Source organism: Pararobbsia alpina (assembly GCF_965118125.1).
GTDB lineage: Bacteria > Pseudomonadota > Gammaproteobacteria > Burkholderiales > Burkholderiaceae > Pararobbsia > Pararobbsia alpina_A.
The window spans coordinates 3344667-3359062 of the sequence record NZ_OZ221287.1 but is presented as its reverse complement, the minus strand read 5'-3'; the positions used below and the strand labels follow the sequence as shown (position 1 = coordinate 3359062).

Annotated in this window: 15 protein-coding genes and 1 tRNA gene; 8 read left to right on the top strand and 8 right to left on the bottom strand. The window is 58.6% G+C overall.

What is annotated here, in order from left to right; translation table 11 throughout:
• Positions 1 to 153: 153 nt before the first annotated feature.
• On the top strand, positions 154 to 1662 hold the full coding sequence (gene ppx, locus ACMFWR_RS14530; RefSeq protein ID WP_413192330.1) for an exopolyphosphatase: 1509 nt from the start codon (positions 154 to 156) through the stop codon (positions 1660 to 1662).
• 132 nt (positions 1663 to 1794) lie between these two features.
• Here the strand turns inward: ppx and ACMFWR_RS14525 are convergent, their stop codons facing one another.
• Both ACMFWR_RS14525 and ACMFWR_RS14520 read right to left on the bottom strand, forming a co-directional pair.
• Positions 1795 to 2610 carry a GNAT family N-acetyltransferase gene (locus ACMFWR_RS14525; protein ID WP_413192329.1) on the bottom strand — a complete coding sequence of 272 codons (816 nt, stop codon included), beginning with the start codon at positions 2608 to 2610 and terminating at the stop codon, positions 1795 to 1797.
• A gap of 214 nt (positions 2611 to 2824) precedes the next feature.
• A complete protein-coding gene (locus ACMFWR_RS14520) occupies positions 2825 to 3304 on the bottom strand; it encodes a SixA phosphatase family protein (RefSeq protein WP_413192328.1) in 480 nt (159 codons plus the stop codon).
• Between the two features lie 225 nt (positions 3305 to 3529).
• Here ACMFWR_RS14520 and ACMFWR_RS14515 point away from each other — a divergent pair.
• A tRNA-Pro gene (locus ACMFWR_RS14515) sits at positions 3530 to 3606 on the top strand.
• 155 nt (positions 3607 to 3761) lie between these two features.
• Here ACMFWR_RS14515 and ACMFWR_RS14510 read toward each other — a convergent pair.
• The gene (locus ACMFWR_RS14510) at positions 3762 to 4355 is read right to left on the bottom strand and encodes a hypothetical protein (protein WP_413192327.1); all 594 of its coding nucleotides are present in this window, start codon (positions 4353 to 4355) and stop codon (positions 3762 to 3764) included.
• Between the two features lie 153 nt (positions 4356 to 4508).
• Between ACMFWR_RS14510 and ACMFWR_RS14505 the strand changes: the two genes are divergently transcribed.
• The 4 genes from ACMFWR_RS14505 to ACMFWR_RS14490 all read left to right on the top strand — a co-directional run bounded on the left by ACMFWR_RS14505 (position 4509) and on the right by ACMFWR_RS14490 (position 6431).
• Positions 4509 to 5144, top strand: coding sequence for a hypothetical protein (locus ACMFWR_RS14505; protein WP_413192326.1), 636 nt, complete (start codon positions 4509 to 4511; stop codon positions 5142 to 5144).
• A gap of 30 nt (positions 5145 to 5174) precedes the next feature.
• Complete coding sequence (locus tag ACMFWR_RS14500; protein ID WP_413192325.1) at positions 5175 to 5387, top strand: hypothetical protein; 213 nt, start codon at positions 5175 to 5177, stop codon at positions 5385 to 5387.
• Positions 5388 to 5423: 36 nt separating this feature from the next.
• On the top strand, positions 5424 to 6137 hold the full coding sequence (locus tag ACMFWR_RS14495; RefSeq protein ID WP_413192324.1) for a hypothetical protein: 714 nt from the start codon (positions 5424 to 5426) through the stop codon (positions 6135 to 6137).
• A 135-nt stretch (positions 6138 to 6272) separates the two neighbouring features.
• Complete coding sequence (locus ACMFWR_RS14490) at positions 6273 to 6431, top strand: hypothetical protein (RefSeq protein WP_413192323.1); 159 nt, start codon at positions 6273 to 6275, stop codon at positions 6429 to 6431.
• Positions 6432 to 6855: 424 nt separating this feature from the next.
• Here ACMFWR_RS14490 and ACMFWR_RS14485 read toward each other — a convergent pair whose 3' ends face one another.
• Positions 6856 to 6999 (bottom strand): hypothetical protein, encoded by a 144-nt coding sequence (locus ACMFWR_RS14485; protein ID WP_413192322.1) that lies wholly within the window; start codon positions 6997 to 6999, stop codon positions 6856 to 6858.
• A 134-nt stretch (positions 7000 to 7133) separates the two neighbouring features.
• Between ACMFWR_RS14485 and ACMFWR_RS14480 the strand changes: the two genes are divergently transcribed.
• Together ACMFWR_RS14480 and ACMFWR_RS14475 are read left to right on the top strand one after the other, a co-directional pair.
• The gene (locus ACMFWR_RS14480) at positions 7134 to 7415 is read left to right on the top strand and encodes a hypothetical protein (RefSeq protein ID WP_413192321.1); all 282 of its coding nucleotides are present in this window, start codon (positions 7134 to 7136) and stop codon (positions 7413 to 7415) included.
• Between the two features lie 70 nt (positions 7416 to 7485).
• On the top strand, positions 7486 to 8121 hold the full coding sequence (locus ACMFWR_RS14475; RefSeq protein ID WP_413192320.1) for a DUF4145 domain-containing protein: 636 nt from the start codon (positions 7486 to 7488) through the stop codon (positions 8119 to 8121).
• A gap of 215 nt (positions 8122 to 8336) precedes the next feature.
• On the opposite strand, the gene ACMFWR_RS14470 is transcribed toward ACMFWR_RS14475, so the two are convergent.
• The 4 genes from ACMFWR_RS14470 to ACMFWR_RS14455 all read right to left on the bottom strand — a co-directional run bounded on the left by ACMFWR_RS14470 (position 8337) and on the right by ACMFWR_RS14455 (position 14294).
• On the bottom strand, positions 8337 to 8732 hold the full coding sequence (locus ACMFWR_RS14470; RefSeq protein ID WP_413192319.1) for an addiction module antidote protein: 396 nt from the start codon (positions 8730 to 8732) through the stop codon (positions 8337 to 8339).
• Complete coding sequence (locus tag ACMFWR_RS14465; RefSeq protein WP_413192318.1) at positions 8729 to 9031, bottom strand: type II toxin-antitoxin system RelE/ParE family toxin; 303 nt, start codon at positions 9029 to 9031, stop codon at positions 8729 to 8731. The genes ACMFWR_RS14470 and ACMFWR_RS14465 overlap by 4 nt, the downstream gene beginning before the upstream one ends.
• Positions 9032 to 9355: 324 nt before the next feature.
• Positions 9356 to 9961 (bottom strand): hypothetical protein, encoded by a 606-nt coding sequence (locus ACMFWR_RS14460; RefSeq protein WP_413192317.1) that lies wholly within the window; start codon positions 9959 to 9961, stop codon positions 9356 to 9358.
• Positions 9962 to 10874: 913 nt separating this feature from the next.
• On the bottom strand, positions 10875 to 14294 hold the full coding sequence (locus tag ACMFWR_RS14455) for an adenylate/guanylate cyclase domain-containing protein (protein WP_413192316.1): 3420 nt from the start codon (positions 14292 to 14294) through the stop codon (positions 10875 to 10877).
• Between the last annotated feature and the right edge of the window lie 102 nt (positions 14295 to 14396).

Below are 14396 nucleotides of genomic sequence, written 5' to 3'. Positions count from 1 at the left end.
CGAAGGAGGTAAAGATGGGGGACTTTCCAAGGCTCTCACAGTATCATGTCGCGTTCGTGATTCCGTTATTGTCACAAACTTTACGCCGTAACTGTATACCGTCGCCCGTTGCGGCCGTTATTGGGTAACCACCGATTCCTTATCATTCCACGCATGGTCCAGCACGCAAAACTTCTTGCCTCGGTCGATCTTGGCTCAAACAGCTTCAGACTGATTGTCGGCCGTGTCGAGGAAAGCGCGGCCGGAAGCCAGATCTATCCGGTCGATGCACTGCGTGAGCCCGTGCGTCTGGGTGCAGGGCTTTCGCGCGACAAGTATCTTGACCGACCGGCCCAGTTACGCGGCTGGGAAGCACTCAAGCGTTTCGGTGAGCGCCTGCGCGACTTTCATCCGGACCATGTGCGTGCCGTGGCGACCAATGCGTTGCGCGTGGCCAAGAATGCGAGCGATTTTCTCGGCGAAGCCGAACGTGCGCTGGGGTTCCCGATTGAAGTGATTGCCGGGCGCGAAGAGGCACGTCTGATTTATGCGGGTGCAGCGCATTCGGTGCCCACGATCGCGGGCAAGCGGCTCGTGGTCGATATCGGCGGTGGTTCGACCGAATTCATTATCGGCCAGGACTATGATCCGCTGATCATGGAGAGCCTGTATATCGGCTGCGTGAGTCATAGCCAGACGTTTTTCCCGAGCGGGAATATCGATGACTATTCGATGCGTCAGGCCGAACTCGCTGCGCGCCGCGAAATCCAGATTATCTCGAGTGAATATCGTGCTGCCGGCTGGGAGCAGGCGATCGGTTCGTCGGGCACCGCTCGCGCGCTCGCTGAACTGATCGAAGCGAATAACTTCAATGATCCGGGTGTCACGCATGGCATCACGCGCGGTGGACTCGAAAAGCTCAAGCGGGCATTGATCAAGGCCGAGAACGTCAACCGCGCGAAGCTGATCGCACTCAAGGCCGATCGTGTGCCGGTGCTCGCGGGTGGCTTGTCGATCATGATTGCCGTGTTCGACGAACTCGGCGTCGACTATGCGGACACCACCGACGGTGCACTGCGCCTTGGTGTGCTGTACGACCTGCTGGGTCGTTCGCATCACGAGGATATGCGTTCGATCACGGTCGAAGGGTTCTCGCGTCGTTATGGTGTCGATCGTGAGCAGGGTCGTCGTATCGCTGACCTTGCGACGTCGTTCTACGATCAGATCGTCGGACCCGACGACGAGCTGGCCGCGGAGGCGCGTCTGTTTCTTCAGTGGTCTGCTGCGCTCCACGAAATTGGCCTGTCGATTTCGCACAGCGCGTACCACAAGCACTCCGCGTATATCGCGAGCAATGCCGACATGCCCGGTTTTTCGCGCACGGATCAGGCGCGTCTTGCCGGACTCGTGCTGGGTCATGCGGGCAAGCTCGGCAAGCTCTCGCAGACGCACACCATCGAGTGGCGACTGCTGTTCTGTCTGCGTCTGGCCGTGCTGCTGTGCCGGCGCCGTGCGGACGTTCCGCTGCCCAAGATCACGGTTAGCGAAGAGGGCAAGCACTACGAGATCCGTCTGCCGAAGGCCTGGGTCGACGATAACCCGCTGACCGACTACAACCTGCTTCGCGAAGCGTCGGAGTGGGAGAAGATCGGGTACGGGTATCGGGTCGTTTATACGGACTGATTGATTCCGCAGACCCTGTCGTCGGGCATGCGATAAAAAACTAAGGGCCGAGTCCTCATGAAGGACTCGGCCCTTTTAGCTTGCCGCATTCAGTCTGTACGCGTCGGGCGTACAGATGGGTTTGCGTTCGACTTAACGCGTGGTCACGTCACCCATGAAATGGCGTGCGTAACGTGCGTTGATATCCGACAGACGGAACAGCGTGAGGAAATCGGCCGTGTTGAAGTGCGGATCCCATGCCGGTGCGCCGCAGATCTTGGCGCCGAGACGCAGATAGCCCTTGACGAGCGGGGGCGCTGACGCGCTCGCACCCGTTTGAAGTTCTTCGACGGGCAGCGGTGCGTGCGGGAACGCGCGGTATTCCGGGTCCGTCAGCGACGTTTCGCGCAGCGAGTTGTACAGGTTTGCGGCGTAGTGGCCACCGTCACCCATCGGCACGCTTGCGCAGCCGAGCATCGTTTCGTAGCCGTGCTTCTTCATGTAAGCCGCGAGACCACCCCACAGCGACATGATGACCGAGCCGCTGCGATAGTCAGCGTGGACGCACGAACGGCCGACTTCGACCATCTTCGGGCGAAGGTGCGTGAGACGGCTGATATCGAATTCGCCTTCGGAGTAGAGGCGGCCGATTTGAGCGGCGCGGTGCGGCGGGAGCACGCGATACGTGCCGACGACCTTGAGCGTGTCGAGGTCGCGAACCAGCAGGTGATCGCAGTACTTGTCGAACTCGTCGATGTCGAGGCCTTCAGGGCCGCTCAGTTGCGCCCCCATCTCCTCCGCGAAGACGCGGTAACGGAGATGTTGCGCTTCGCGAAGGGCTTCTTCGCTATGCGCCCAAGCCACGCTGAGATTGTGTTGGGGAGCCGCGTCTTCGCTACGAGGAAGACGCCTCCGATTGTCGAGGGGTAGCTCGGCGAGCGGCAGGGTCGGAGTCGGCAATTCGCGCATGGGCGGTAATCCTCGGTGGTCAAGAGTGACTTCGATGAAGGTCAAATGTAAAAACGGGTCATGACGGCCCCATGAAAACTTCGTGACGAATCGATGAACCGTCCCGGGGGCGTCGCGCGTTTGTCATTGACCTGGTCGGGCCATCGAGCGACCGAGAGTGTGAATGCGGGGTGCCCGTCTGTGCCGTGAAACGACGGCCAGACGGGGGTTTTGCCTAAACGAGGTCTGGATTGATGACCGCGCGCAGGACCACTTGCGCCTCGTCATCGCGGCGGCGATTCGAGAACCACCAGACGCCAGCTTTCTTGATGCTCCATGACGCTTCGTGGCCGGCCAGCAACAGGCTGGCGACGCGACCAAGCGTCGGTTGGTGTCCGACGACCACCACCGTCGCTGCACGGCCGTCAGGCCAGCCGGCGGCCGCGAGGACGGCCGACGTGTCGGCCCCGGGGGCGATTTCACGAACGGTTTCGAACTCCCGGCCCAGGGCTTCGGCCGTTTGCTGGGCGCGAATGGCGGGGCTGGCGAGGATCAGTGAGTCGGAGTCGATGCGTTCGTTGAGCCAGCGACCGATTTGGCCGGCCTGTTTGAGTCCGCGTTCGGTGAGTGCGCGCTGGAGGTCGGACGGATGATGCTCGAGCATGCGCTCGGGCAGGTTTTCGGCGTCGGCGTGTCGCCAAAGAATCAGATTCATTGAAATAGGGCGTTCGTGCGGAATCGCGTGGCAGCGCGGGAGGAACGAAGGGAGATGACGCTTACGAGCATAGATGAGGATGGCGAGACGTGCGCGGCGAATTATGGGGCTTGAGTTGTGTCGATTGTGTGATTGACCCGGCTCAGGGAATTCCATGAACCGCTCGACGAGGCCAATTCGGCGATTGACGTGGGCTATCAACCTTCTATAGAATCTCGGATTCTTCGGAGCGTAGCGCAGCCTGGTAGCGCATCTGATTTGGGATCAGAGGGTCGTAGGTTCGAATCCTATCGCTCCGACCAGTATCGACAGGGGTTAGCCGGTTAGCGCCAGCTAACCCCTTTGTCGTTAACGCGCCACGCTACCAGATGGCTACCAGCTCAGAGTGCCAATTCCCCCGGCACGTGGTAGCTGCACTCCATATCAATTCGGATGTATCCGGAAATTGATTGCAGAGTCACTCAGGTTTGCTGATCCCCGCCATCGGCACACTGGTCACCATGCTTGCGACGTATCGCCCGGTCGGAGTCAACTTCCAGCGCATCTGCTCAGACTTGTAGGCTTGGACCGTCTCCAACAGACCTTTAGTCACTAATACTCCGAACGTGGCGCGGACCAAAGCCTTTGGTAGGCCCGAATCCTTTGCTACACCGGTCACTGAGCGCCTGATGAACCCACTCTTCATCATTGCCTCAAGGACTCTGCTTTCCGGAGCGTCGAGACTGCCGGACCATGACTGCTGAATCGATTCCTCTTCAGATTTGCCCCGTTCAGTTTCAACAGTCTCCTGTTCGGCGTCGTCAGGTTCGGTTATCGGGGTGAGGAGTTCATTCAGAGCCGGGGCAGTAGCGGTCAGCACGTCCGTCGTAACCTTGTTAGCAATCTGCTCGGCAAACTCAATCTCAGTGTCGCCTACCTTGAGCTTGCGAAGCGCCTTGATAAGCGCTCCAAGCTGATGGCGTAGGGCAAATGCTGCAATCACAGCAGCAACCGGCCACGACACGAAAACTTTCAGGTACTCAAGCGCCAACGTCCAATCGAAATTGCACATGTCTCGCCCTTGGCGTTTGTTGGTGCCGCAATAATAAGATCAGATTTTGAAGGTGCTAAGTCGAGACGAACCCGGGTTCGTTTTCATCCCAGTTTCTCCGGAATTCGAACCCGGATATCATCGCCGCAAACCGGATGGCCGGGAGAGGGAACGATGAGCCTACTGAATGTTTTGACGCCAACCATATTGGCTGCCGTTATCTCGTCGTCGGTCGTCAGTACACTACTCGCGGCCCTGCTCGGGTGGTTCAAAGAATGGAGGTTGCGCAACGGCCTCGCTCGGGATACGGCGCTGTCCGTGGCTGTCGAACTTGAGCGCTACTGCCGCAATTGCGTGCACAAACTGCTCGACCTTGAATATGCTATCGGTGAGGCGGAGCGGCAAAACAGCTATCAGCTGCTTGGAGACAGTCCGATACCCGGATTTGTGTATCAGGTAGACGTAACATCGCGCGAGCTAGAGATGTCGTTCCTTGCGAAGCTTCGCGAGTTTCCCAATGCGATAGAAGGTTGGCGGCGAGACATATTCGATGACCCAGAACATTATGACCCGCTAGTTGTCGCTGGCCGAAAGGTGTACGCGATGGCGCACCTTGCAAGGCGTTCGTGGGTGCTGGCGATTGAAATACGAAAGCACTACAGGCTCGATGCACCCGAAATTCACGAACGCAATTGGAACATGCACGAGCAAATCCAGCGTGTTCTAGTGCAAGAGATTAGAGCGAAGCAGAGACGTTTGGAATCGGACAGAAAAATGATTGAGCAACTAAACGCGTTGGTTCACAACTAGCGAACCGTACCCGTTGACCGGAATGTGGCGATGACAACTCGACACGAACTCACTGAGGTTGAGCAAGAGATACGGAAGAGCGAGACTGTTCTCGCCGCCATGGTCGACTACGTTGCGCTCATGAGGAAGTTGGGCCTCAGGATGGCCGGAGGCCGACTCAAAATCGCCGTGCTCAAGTGCGACATTGCCGAACTGAACTATCGGCGGGCACGCTTGGCGTTCGAGGTGAAGAGGCGGCGTTAAGGCAATCTAGTGGGCAATATAAAGACCGGGGGCGTCGTGAACAACGAAGAGTGGGTGGCCGAACTCAAACGACAAGTTGAGGCGGCGGAGCAAGAGGTAACAACGGCAGTCGTGCTGCACGAGACGTGGAAGCCAACCGTGCATGACAGCGAACTGTTGGCGCGCATGGGAGAGTCGTTTGCCACAAATACTTTCGGCATTGTTCGCTTCGCTCTGCGCCGTGAGGTCTTGATGGCGCTCCTCCGTGTCTGGGATGGAGAGAAGAAAGCAGTAAGCGTGATGCGAATCGTTGCAGAGTTACGTCATCCGGATGCGGTCGAAAAGTTGATCTCGGAACGGACTGATAACCAAGGATTCTTTGGCGAACATCTTCGCCACTACCTGCCCGAGAGAATTGAATGCGCCGGGGAGTTGGTCGATAAATATGCCAAGGGCGGTGAGTGTGAGGCCGTTCTGAAAAAACTCGTTCGACTGCGCAATGTTTCCTTGGCCCATCGTCAACGAGAACCAGCAAAAGCGACTGGTGGGGATGCAACGGATGATGAAATCGAGGCGTTCTATCAGGACACGTGTCGCATCATCGAACATCTTATGAGTGCCGTTCGGGCGACGTCGATGGATATGAGCGACACAGCGGGCGTCTACGCGCATCATGCGCGTTACTTTTGGACAGCAGTCAGAGGCGAACGCACCACGGGGCATCCGGACTACCGGGAGCCGGTTCGAGCAGAAGACTTAGACTTGCCGTAACCACCGCCTTTATCCCGCCAGCATCCGCAATGGATGCGTGTCAGTCGGCGGCACATTTTTAGGTATTAAAATAACCATTCCAAGGTAGTCGTTCGGTCTGTAAACTTTCTCATATCGAGATGAGAAAGGCGCGACATGGAAACGTATATCGAGGAACGCGTTACTGCCCGGGCCTTTTGGCCGTCCGTGGTGGTGGACCGCATCATCGAACGTATCGCTGGCGGCGGAACCATCGCTGAGTTCGCCGCGGATGCCGGCATGCCGTCGAAGGCACCTATCTATCTGGCTCGCTGATCCGAAACCGATCAAAAGTATCTGTGGGCCGTTTAGATCGCAGATACGAAGAAACAAGCGGGATAAGACACGCACTTTCTAAAATCCGAGGCGAACATGGGTCTTCCAATACCGATGGATGAAGTCATGGATGACGTGATTGCTCGCTTGGAGCAAGGAGGAGTCTTACGGAAGATAGCGCTTACCTCTAGCTAGCCCAGCGAACAGCATTGGGGCCTGATGTTGGCAGTGGATAGGAACTCGCAAGGTCGCTGTCTTGAAGTGATTGACGCGGCATTTGCCGGCAGCGAACTTAACGTAGCAAAGTGAGGTCACCATGTACATGAGCCCAGCACTAGACATGTGGGCCCTTGGTTGCTTTTCGTGGCGCCATGTCGGTTCTAGCACGGTTCGACGTTTGGCTTGAGCGTGCTCGAGGCGACGCTCACTTCCTTCCACGCAACGCTTCAAACGTAGCCCGTGAAATGATGACGTCGGCGGCTTCCGAGCGCACGTTCTCGTTGCCGAAATTGTTCTTGAAGCACTCCATCTGCTTGCCGGGCACGCGTGCTCGATCCTCGTCAGTCATGAGTGGGGCGTCAGTGGCTGTGTGAGGCCTCTACTCGATGGAGTCGGTGCTTTTACCGCAATCGTATTCGTGCCATGCTTAATTCACGCCGGATACGCTGGCGCGTTGTGGGCTTACATGAGGAGACGCGAAGCATGGGAGAAGCCAAATTAAACACGCCGATGTACGACCGACACCGCGAAGTCGTGCTCGTTGATATCGTGGTGGATGGAAGGCCGATTTTGAGCGCCGTTTCGCGCGAAGCCATTACAGATGTCTTCCGCGTGAACGGCGACGAGGTCAGTTTGGTGGCAGCAGTCCGAGAAAATTGGTTCCGCGTCGAAAGCGTTTTGATAGCGGTATATCGAGAAATGCGCGAGCGCGGTGACGAGAGCCAGCCGCTGGCCGTGAATTCGGATTTTGCAAAATACCGTTGACAGCTTGTCATCGCTAAACGTCCGTGGTGCGATCGAACGGGCGTGCAAACAACCTTTCCTTGAAAACACTATGGCGACTATCGTCAACGACTGTCCGCATTGCGGTGCGGCGCATGCTGCGTTCGTACTCACGGGTGCGTCTGGGCACCCGATAAAGCAGCACCACTACAACGTTATTGCGGTTTGTCCCGCATGCGGAGATCCCATCGTCGCTCTGATTCGTTCGACCATGTCGATGCTGCCGATGCAATACGCCGGAAGACTGAATGACGCGCCGAACTGCACCATCATGAAGGTTTTTCCGATACCCGCACAATCTCCTGTGCCAGAACACATTCCTGATGGGGCGAGGCGGGCCTATGAGCAGGGTGCCCGATGTTTGAACCGAAGTGACTACACACCCGCCGCGGCCATGTTCCGGCGTTGTTTGGAAATTGCGCTGAAACAGCACAGCCCGGATGTCGAAGCGTGGAAGCTCGAAAAGCGCATCGACAAGTTGGCAGCAGAGGGTCGTATCACCAAGGACCTTCAGGCATGGGCGCATCGTGTAAGACTTGACGGGAACGATGCGCTCCACGAAGAAGAGGAGTTCACGAAAGAATCGGCCGCGGAGCTGATGCAGTTCACGGAGCTGCTTCTAGTGTACTTGTACACGCTCCCTGAAAAAATTAAAGCGCGTATCTCCGCGAGCGACGGCAAGGCGTAGCACGAGGCGCCCTTGTGGTCGCGTTCGTTCTCGATCAGCGGCAGCGACAGAGCGATTGCCTTCGGGATCAGCGAAACACCGCCACGCAGATTGATGACCGGTTGCGACGTATAGCCGAGCGGCAACCCTACATCGGTGTTTGATAGATGTTTGCGCGCCTGGAATCTGACTAGGTCGCCCGCGATGCACAATCGCTGCGCCTAATGATTTCCGATTCACGCCTTGTCGCTCTGGCTTGCTCCGATGATAGGTTCGGCACTTCGCCGCTTTCTTGGCGCTCGTTTGAGAGGCTCGTCTGATGACTTCACGTCCGTTGAGTCGGTTTGCTGCGGGGACGCGATCAACCGTATGTTTAGTGCATCCAGAAGCTTGAAGACGGTATCCATCCTTGGTTTAGAGCCTGCAGCCAATGTCTTGTACAGGCTTTCGCGACCGAGGCCTGCTGCGTCTGCAACGTGAGCGACTCCCACCGCCTTTGCTATGTCTGAAATCGCCGCCATCAGAAGATCTGCATCGCCTTCTTCGAGCGCAGCGTTTAGATATGCTGCGATCGACTCGTCGTCACGGAGGTAGTCAGATACGTCAAAGCGGGAAACGTTAACTTTCCTCATTTGCACTCCTTGAAGGACCTCCAGATGGCTTTCGCACGTCCGATGTCCGTTGTTTGCGTGGACTTGTCGCCTCCACACACAAGCAGGTACACAGCGCGTCCCTCTTGCGCGAAGTAGACGCGGTATCCAGGACCGAAGTCGATTCGCATCTCTGAAATGCCTTCGCCCACCGCTGTCACATCGCCGAAATTCCCGGCCTCTGCTCGTTTCAGCCGGACCATGATCTTTGCCTTGGCGTGCACGTTTTTGAGCGCATCAAGCCAAAGGGAGAATTGGTCCGTCTTGTTGAGGGTGTTCATGCCGCGACGTCTCGAGTAAAGTGTATCCATTCGGATACTCAAGGGCAAGCCATTTCCGATGTCGTGCAGACACGGGAATTGCAAACGGGAGCGATGTGGGGCCTACGCGGCGCTGCGAAGGCCGCGCGCCGACAGCTTCTCGGGTTCAATCGATCGAGTGGTGGCAACGCGCAGGCATCACGCGCGAAGGGTCGCTAGGGACGTCGGGCGCGGTCATTCGACTGATAGAAGCCGTGTGGCAGGCTCGCTTCGGCCCGCCGACGAACGACTATTCCTTCGCGGCGTCGAGTTTGGCCTGATAGAGATTTGAGCCGCGTGCGCGGATCAGGAATCAGCCATTGCATGGGCGCCACTCAATCCGATGCAGAAGTGGCTCAGTGGATGTGATTCCATGGCATCGGAAGACACCACGGCGAGTTCCTCATTGAGGCACTCCACCGTTTCGGGATCTGCTAGGACGTCCATCGTGAGATGGATTTTGTCATTCCCTGCCGCATCGTCCAAGTCGAACGATGAACTCACGGACCGAATCTTCCGATCGCGAAGGAATGAATGTATGGCTGCGTGTAGCCGCTCAAGCAAGTACGGTGACGCGCCGATCCGCGCGGTGCACTCGACGATCTTCTTTTTTGCATCCGAGGGCTCGGGGTTAGCGGGCGGAGACGAAAGTCTAAGAATCTTCGTTAGACCAATGGACCGCGCCCATCTTCCGGCGCGCCATTGGGTCTCTATCGCTTTCTGCAACACCGTCACGTCGTTGAAGTTGATATGTGCAGAACGCTCATACATATTTGCAGCACGGTCGCATCGGCCGATGCAATCGAGCGCGAAGGCGTAGTTCGATCGAATCGCTTCACTTTCGTCGGAGCCCAACGCGGCATTGAAATGACGGTCCACCCCGGCTTCGTCCCAATGGACGGCGGCGGCCATTGCGAGAACCTGATGTGCGTTCGTGGGGTCACTTGAGAGGTCGGCGCGAGCTATCTTGACGAGGTGAGCAAGTGAGAATTCGTCGATCGCGTTCCAGTCGCCTTGAAAGCAAGGGAGCAACTCCTTGAATGCTCGTGCGGCTGTTTCTCTGTATATGAACGTGGCCGTTCGATGTACTGCTATTTGGGTTGTCATCGCGCTTATTTCGCCATCTCGATCTCGTTGAGGTGTTCGGCATAGTAGGTGGGGCGAAGACTTTCGAGAACACCAAGACTGCATTTTCAGAATTGCCTGACACGACTCGCTATGGCGTCTGATCGTTTGGGGCGTGAGCGCCGACCACCGTCGTCAAGGTAGGATGTGCTGACGTATCGCACCCAACGAGCGTATCAACGAAAACGCACACTTTCGGACGCGTGAGCCTGGTTGGATTCATTGGCTTGGCTACGTAAGATCCCGAATCGGTGCTTCGACGTGCTGACGCCAGTGGCGTCGGGGTGCCACTTTGCTGTCCTTTGGCCCCCATGCCGTGACAGCAGCTCGGGTCGACCCTCGGGTCGGCCCCTTTTTTTGCGCGAGAGGAACGCACACCGCCGTAAGATCGCGAACCCGCTTCAAGACGATCGCGGAGAGGCATCGCGTTAGACCGACGGAAGCAAACAGGCGTAGGGGAAACGTAGGCCAAAATGGGCGTCGGTCAAAAAGGGCGTAGGCCAAAAAAAAGGGCCGACCCGAAGGTCGGCCCGTCAATGCCGGTTTTGAATCGCAGCAGCGTTTTCATCATAGTGTTCCCAACGCGCGTATCAACCGATTTGATCTGTACGAAACAGTCGAATTTCGTACGACATCCCGCTCATTGAACGTCGCATGGATTCGTGCGAAGCCTGACCATTTGATCGAGATAAAACGGTAGTCAGAAAACGATTAACCGATCGATCGCTTGCGCATATCGCGCAAATCCTGAGTCAATCAATCTCACGCGCGTCGACTCGAGCATGCGGCGCGTTGCTTGGTCATTCGGATTCGCAATCACGCGCGCAAGTATTCTCGCGCGCTCCGCGAAGAGTTCCACGGACGGCAGCGTCTCGCGGCGCATCCACGCTTCGAGCCGGCCGACATATGCGAGCGCACGATCGGTGTCGCGCGCGAGGAGCGTCGCTTCGACGGCGTCGCGATAGAACGAAAAATGGTTGTGCGCGACGGCGCCCCGTTCGAGCAGCGATTCGCCTTCCATCAACGCCGCCTCCCGCCGTGCCGTATCGTCGACGATAGAACTCAGAAAGCCGAGGGCCTTCGGCGCACTGAACTGCATGCCGACCTCGCGACATAACGCGATCGCTCGCTCGAGCAATGCCACCGCTTCCTCGCGCGCACCTTCGTCCATTCGCAGCCTTGCGCGCATTTCGAGGTTCTGCGCTTCAAATCGCCGCGCACCCAACTGGTCGATCAGCCGCTGTTCACGTTCGAGATGAGCACGCATGGCGTCCCGATTTCCCAATTCGAAGTTGGCGAACACGCCCAGCGTTTCTGCGAGCATCTCCGCGCGGCGTTGCCCGACCATCGAGGCCATGCGGGCGGCAACGAGGGCATCCTCGGCAGCCTTCGATGCTTCGTTCAGGTAGATCCGCGAAAAGCCAACCATCGAACGATTCGCGACTTCGATTCGCCCGAAGCCATGCTCATGACTCAGCTCGACACATTGGCTGAAGCGTTCAAAGGCGGTACGCATACGACCCTGCGCGTAGGCAGCATCGCCGAGACCGCCGAGCGCTCGTGCTTCGGCCTCGGGGGACGCGATGCGCCTCGCGCAATCGAGGCCCTTCTGATGTTCTCGTTCACATCCCTCGACATCACCGATGGGAAACAGGATATTGCCGCGCAGATGATGTAGATGGGCCAGCTCGTCATGCATCTCGTGGGCCTCGGCGATGCACTGTGCGTCGTCGAGCAGCGAACGGGCTTCCTGAAGTCCTTCGCTCACGCGTAAGCCGTCGGCGAGACCGATCTGGTTCCGGCAACGCGCTGCATCGTCGGGCACGCATTCGAGCGCGGCGCGATACATAGCGATCGATCCGGCGATATCGCCGAGATCGCGCTGAATCTCGCCTTGCAGTTGCATGAGCGCATTGCGTTGCGCGGCGTCTGCGGCAAGCTCGATACCACGGGTTGTCGAGCGAAGGGCCGCGTCGAGCGCATAGGCGCGGCGCAGTGAGCCGGCGGCGCCGAGATAGGCGAGTGCTGCACCGGAATCGCCCGCGCGATCGAGGTGTTGCGCGCGAAGCACGGGGTCGGTATTGCCGAACCAATCGGCCGCACGTCGATGCAATGCGCGGCGCGTACTTCGCAGCAGCGTGGAGTACGCGGCCTCCTGAAGCAATGCATGCGCGAACAAATACTGCCCGTCATCGGGCAACACAAGTGCATTGGCGACGAGCGCGTCGCACGTATAGTCCGGTGCGTCGATCAGCGCTCGCAGCAGCGCCGGATCGAACCGTTGCCCAATGACGGCTGCGGCCTGAAACGCTGAACGATCTTTCGCCGAGAGCCGATCCATTCGCGCGAGCACCAGACTCTGGATCGAAGCGGGAACGTTGTCCTGATGACCTTCTTCGGCATTGCGTAGCAGCTGTTCGAGAAACAATGGATTCCCCGCTGCGCGTTCAATGCAGTCCCGAGCGATACGCTGTGTCGCATCAAGGAAATTGCCGGCGAGGTGCATGGCTTCATCATTGCGTAGCGGGCCGAGATCGATCGTCGAAATCGGTACGCCCCGGCAGCTTGCGCGCCATGCTGCATCGACCGGGTCACCCTCGACGCGCGACGTCATCACGAGCAGCGCCGCCGCATCTGCAAGGCCGGCCGCCAAAGCGCTGAGGTACAGCAGGGTCTGCGGATCGGCCCAGTGAAGATCTTCGACAACGATCAGGGAAGGCGAGCGCGTGCAGCAGGCACGCACCAAAGCCCGAATCGCGTTGCGTTTGCCGGACTGGCGGGTGGTGTTGTCGAGTGCCGGATAGAGGGTCCGCCATTCGCCCGTCTGCGGGGCATCGAGGAGGTCGTTGAGAAAGACGCTGAGGTCGGAGCCGATGTCGCCCGTATCGATGCATTGCTGGACACGCGCCGCGCGTGCTTCCGGATCATCCCCATGCGAGAGTCCCAACAAGCCTTCCAGGACTGCACGTACGGGCCCCTGAGCCTTTCCGGAGCCGAAGTCGAGTACGAGTCCGCGGTGAAACGCAAATCCGACTGTATCCGCATGACGCCGCATCTCCTCGACAAGCCGTGTCTTGCCGATGCCGGCCTCGCCGCGCAGGTAGATCACGTGCCCGGCGTGTTCGCGCAGGCATGCTCCCGCAATGCTGGCGAATTGCTCGAGTTCGCTTTTTCTTCCGACGAACATCGTCCGCGCCGGAGGTTGGGCCTCGGCGGATGCAACGGCGATCAATCGCCAGATGTCGAGTGGCTCATCGATACCCTTAAACTGCATCGCGCCCATCGCTTCGCTGACAACGGCGTTGCCGATTGCGCGTCGCACGCTGTCAGCCATCAGCGTTTGCCCGGCTTCGGCGGCATCGACGATTCGAGCCGCAAGGTTCACCGAATCGCCGAGCACGGTGTAGTCGCGTGTACCCCCTCTGGACATGGCGCCGGCGACGACTTCACCGCTTGCGATGCCGATATGCGCGCGCAAGGGACGCAAGCCTTGTTCTGCCTGAGCAGCGAGTGCGGCGTGAATATCGAGTGCGGCACGCGCGGCTCGCAATGGATCGGTGTCGTGTGCGAGCGGGGCGCCGAACAGTGCCATGACAGCATCGCCGATGTGTTTGTCGATCGTGCCGCCATATGCTTGAACGATGTCGTCGACGAGGCTCGTGAAGCGCTCCACGAGTTCGCGAAGCTCCTCGGCGTCGATCGATCGTGAAAGCGAGGTAAAGCCGCACAGGTCGGCGAACAGCACGGTGACAAATCTACGATCGCCTTCATGCGTGTACACCGCTGCGCCCGCAGCCCCGGGCTCGTCGGAAGTCGAACGCCCGTCCAAAGCGTGCGACATCACAGATGCCTGAACCCGCTCCACCACCGGGGGTGCAACCGGGAGAGGCTTCGTCCTCCGTCCGTTTTCAACGGACCCCGTCGCGATACTGGACGTATCCGCCCGCGCCGCGGCGAACGCGGCCAGCAAGCGTTTCCGGTGGCCAAGCGACGTCACGCCGAGCGTGATCAGGTCGGCGTCGGTCAACTGGCCACATACCGCATCGTCGATGTCGTTCGCGACGAACGCCTGCGTGTACTGACCCAGTCCCAACGATTCGAGCCAGCGTGCGATGTCCATGATTCAGTGTAGGCGACGTGTGTCGTGCTACGCGTGGCTTGCGGAGCGCAGCAGGCCGGTGGCGAGGGGAGGCGGGCAGTGCGCGGTTGGGACGCGCATTTG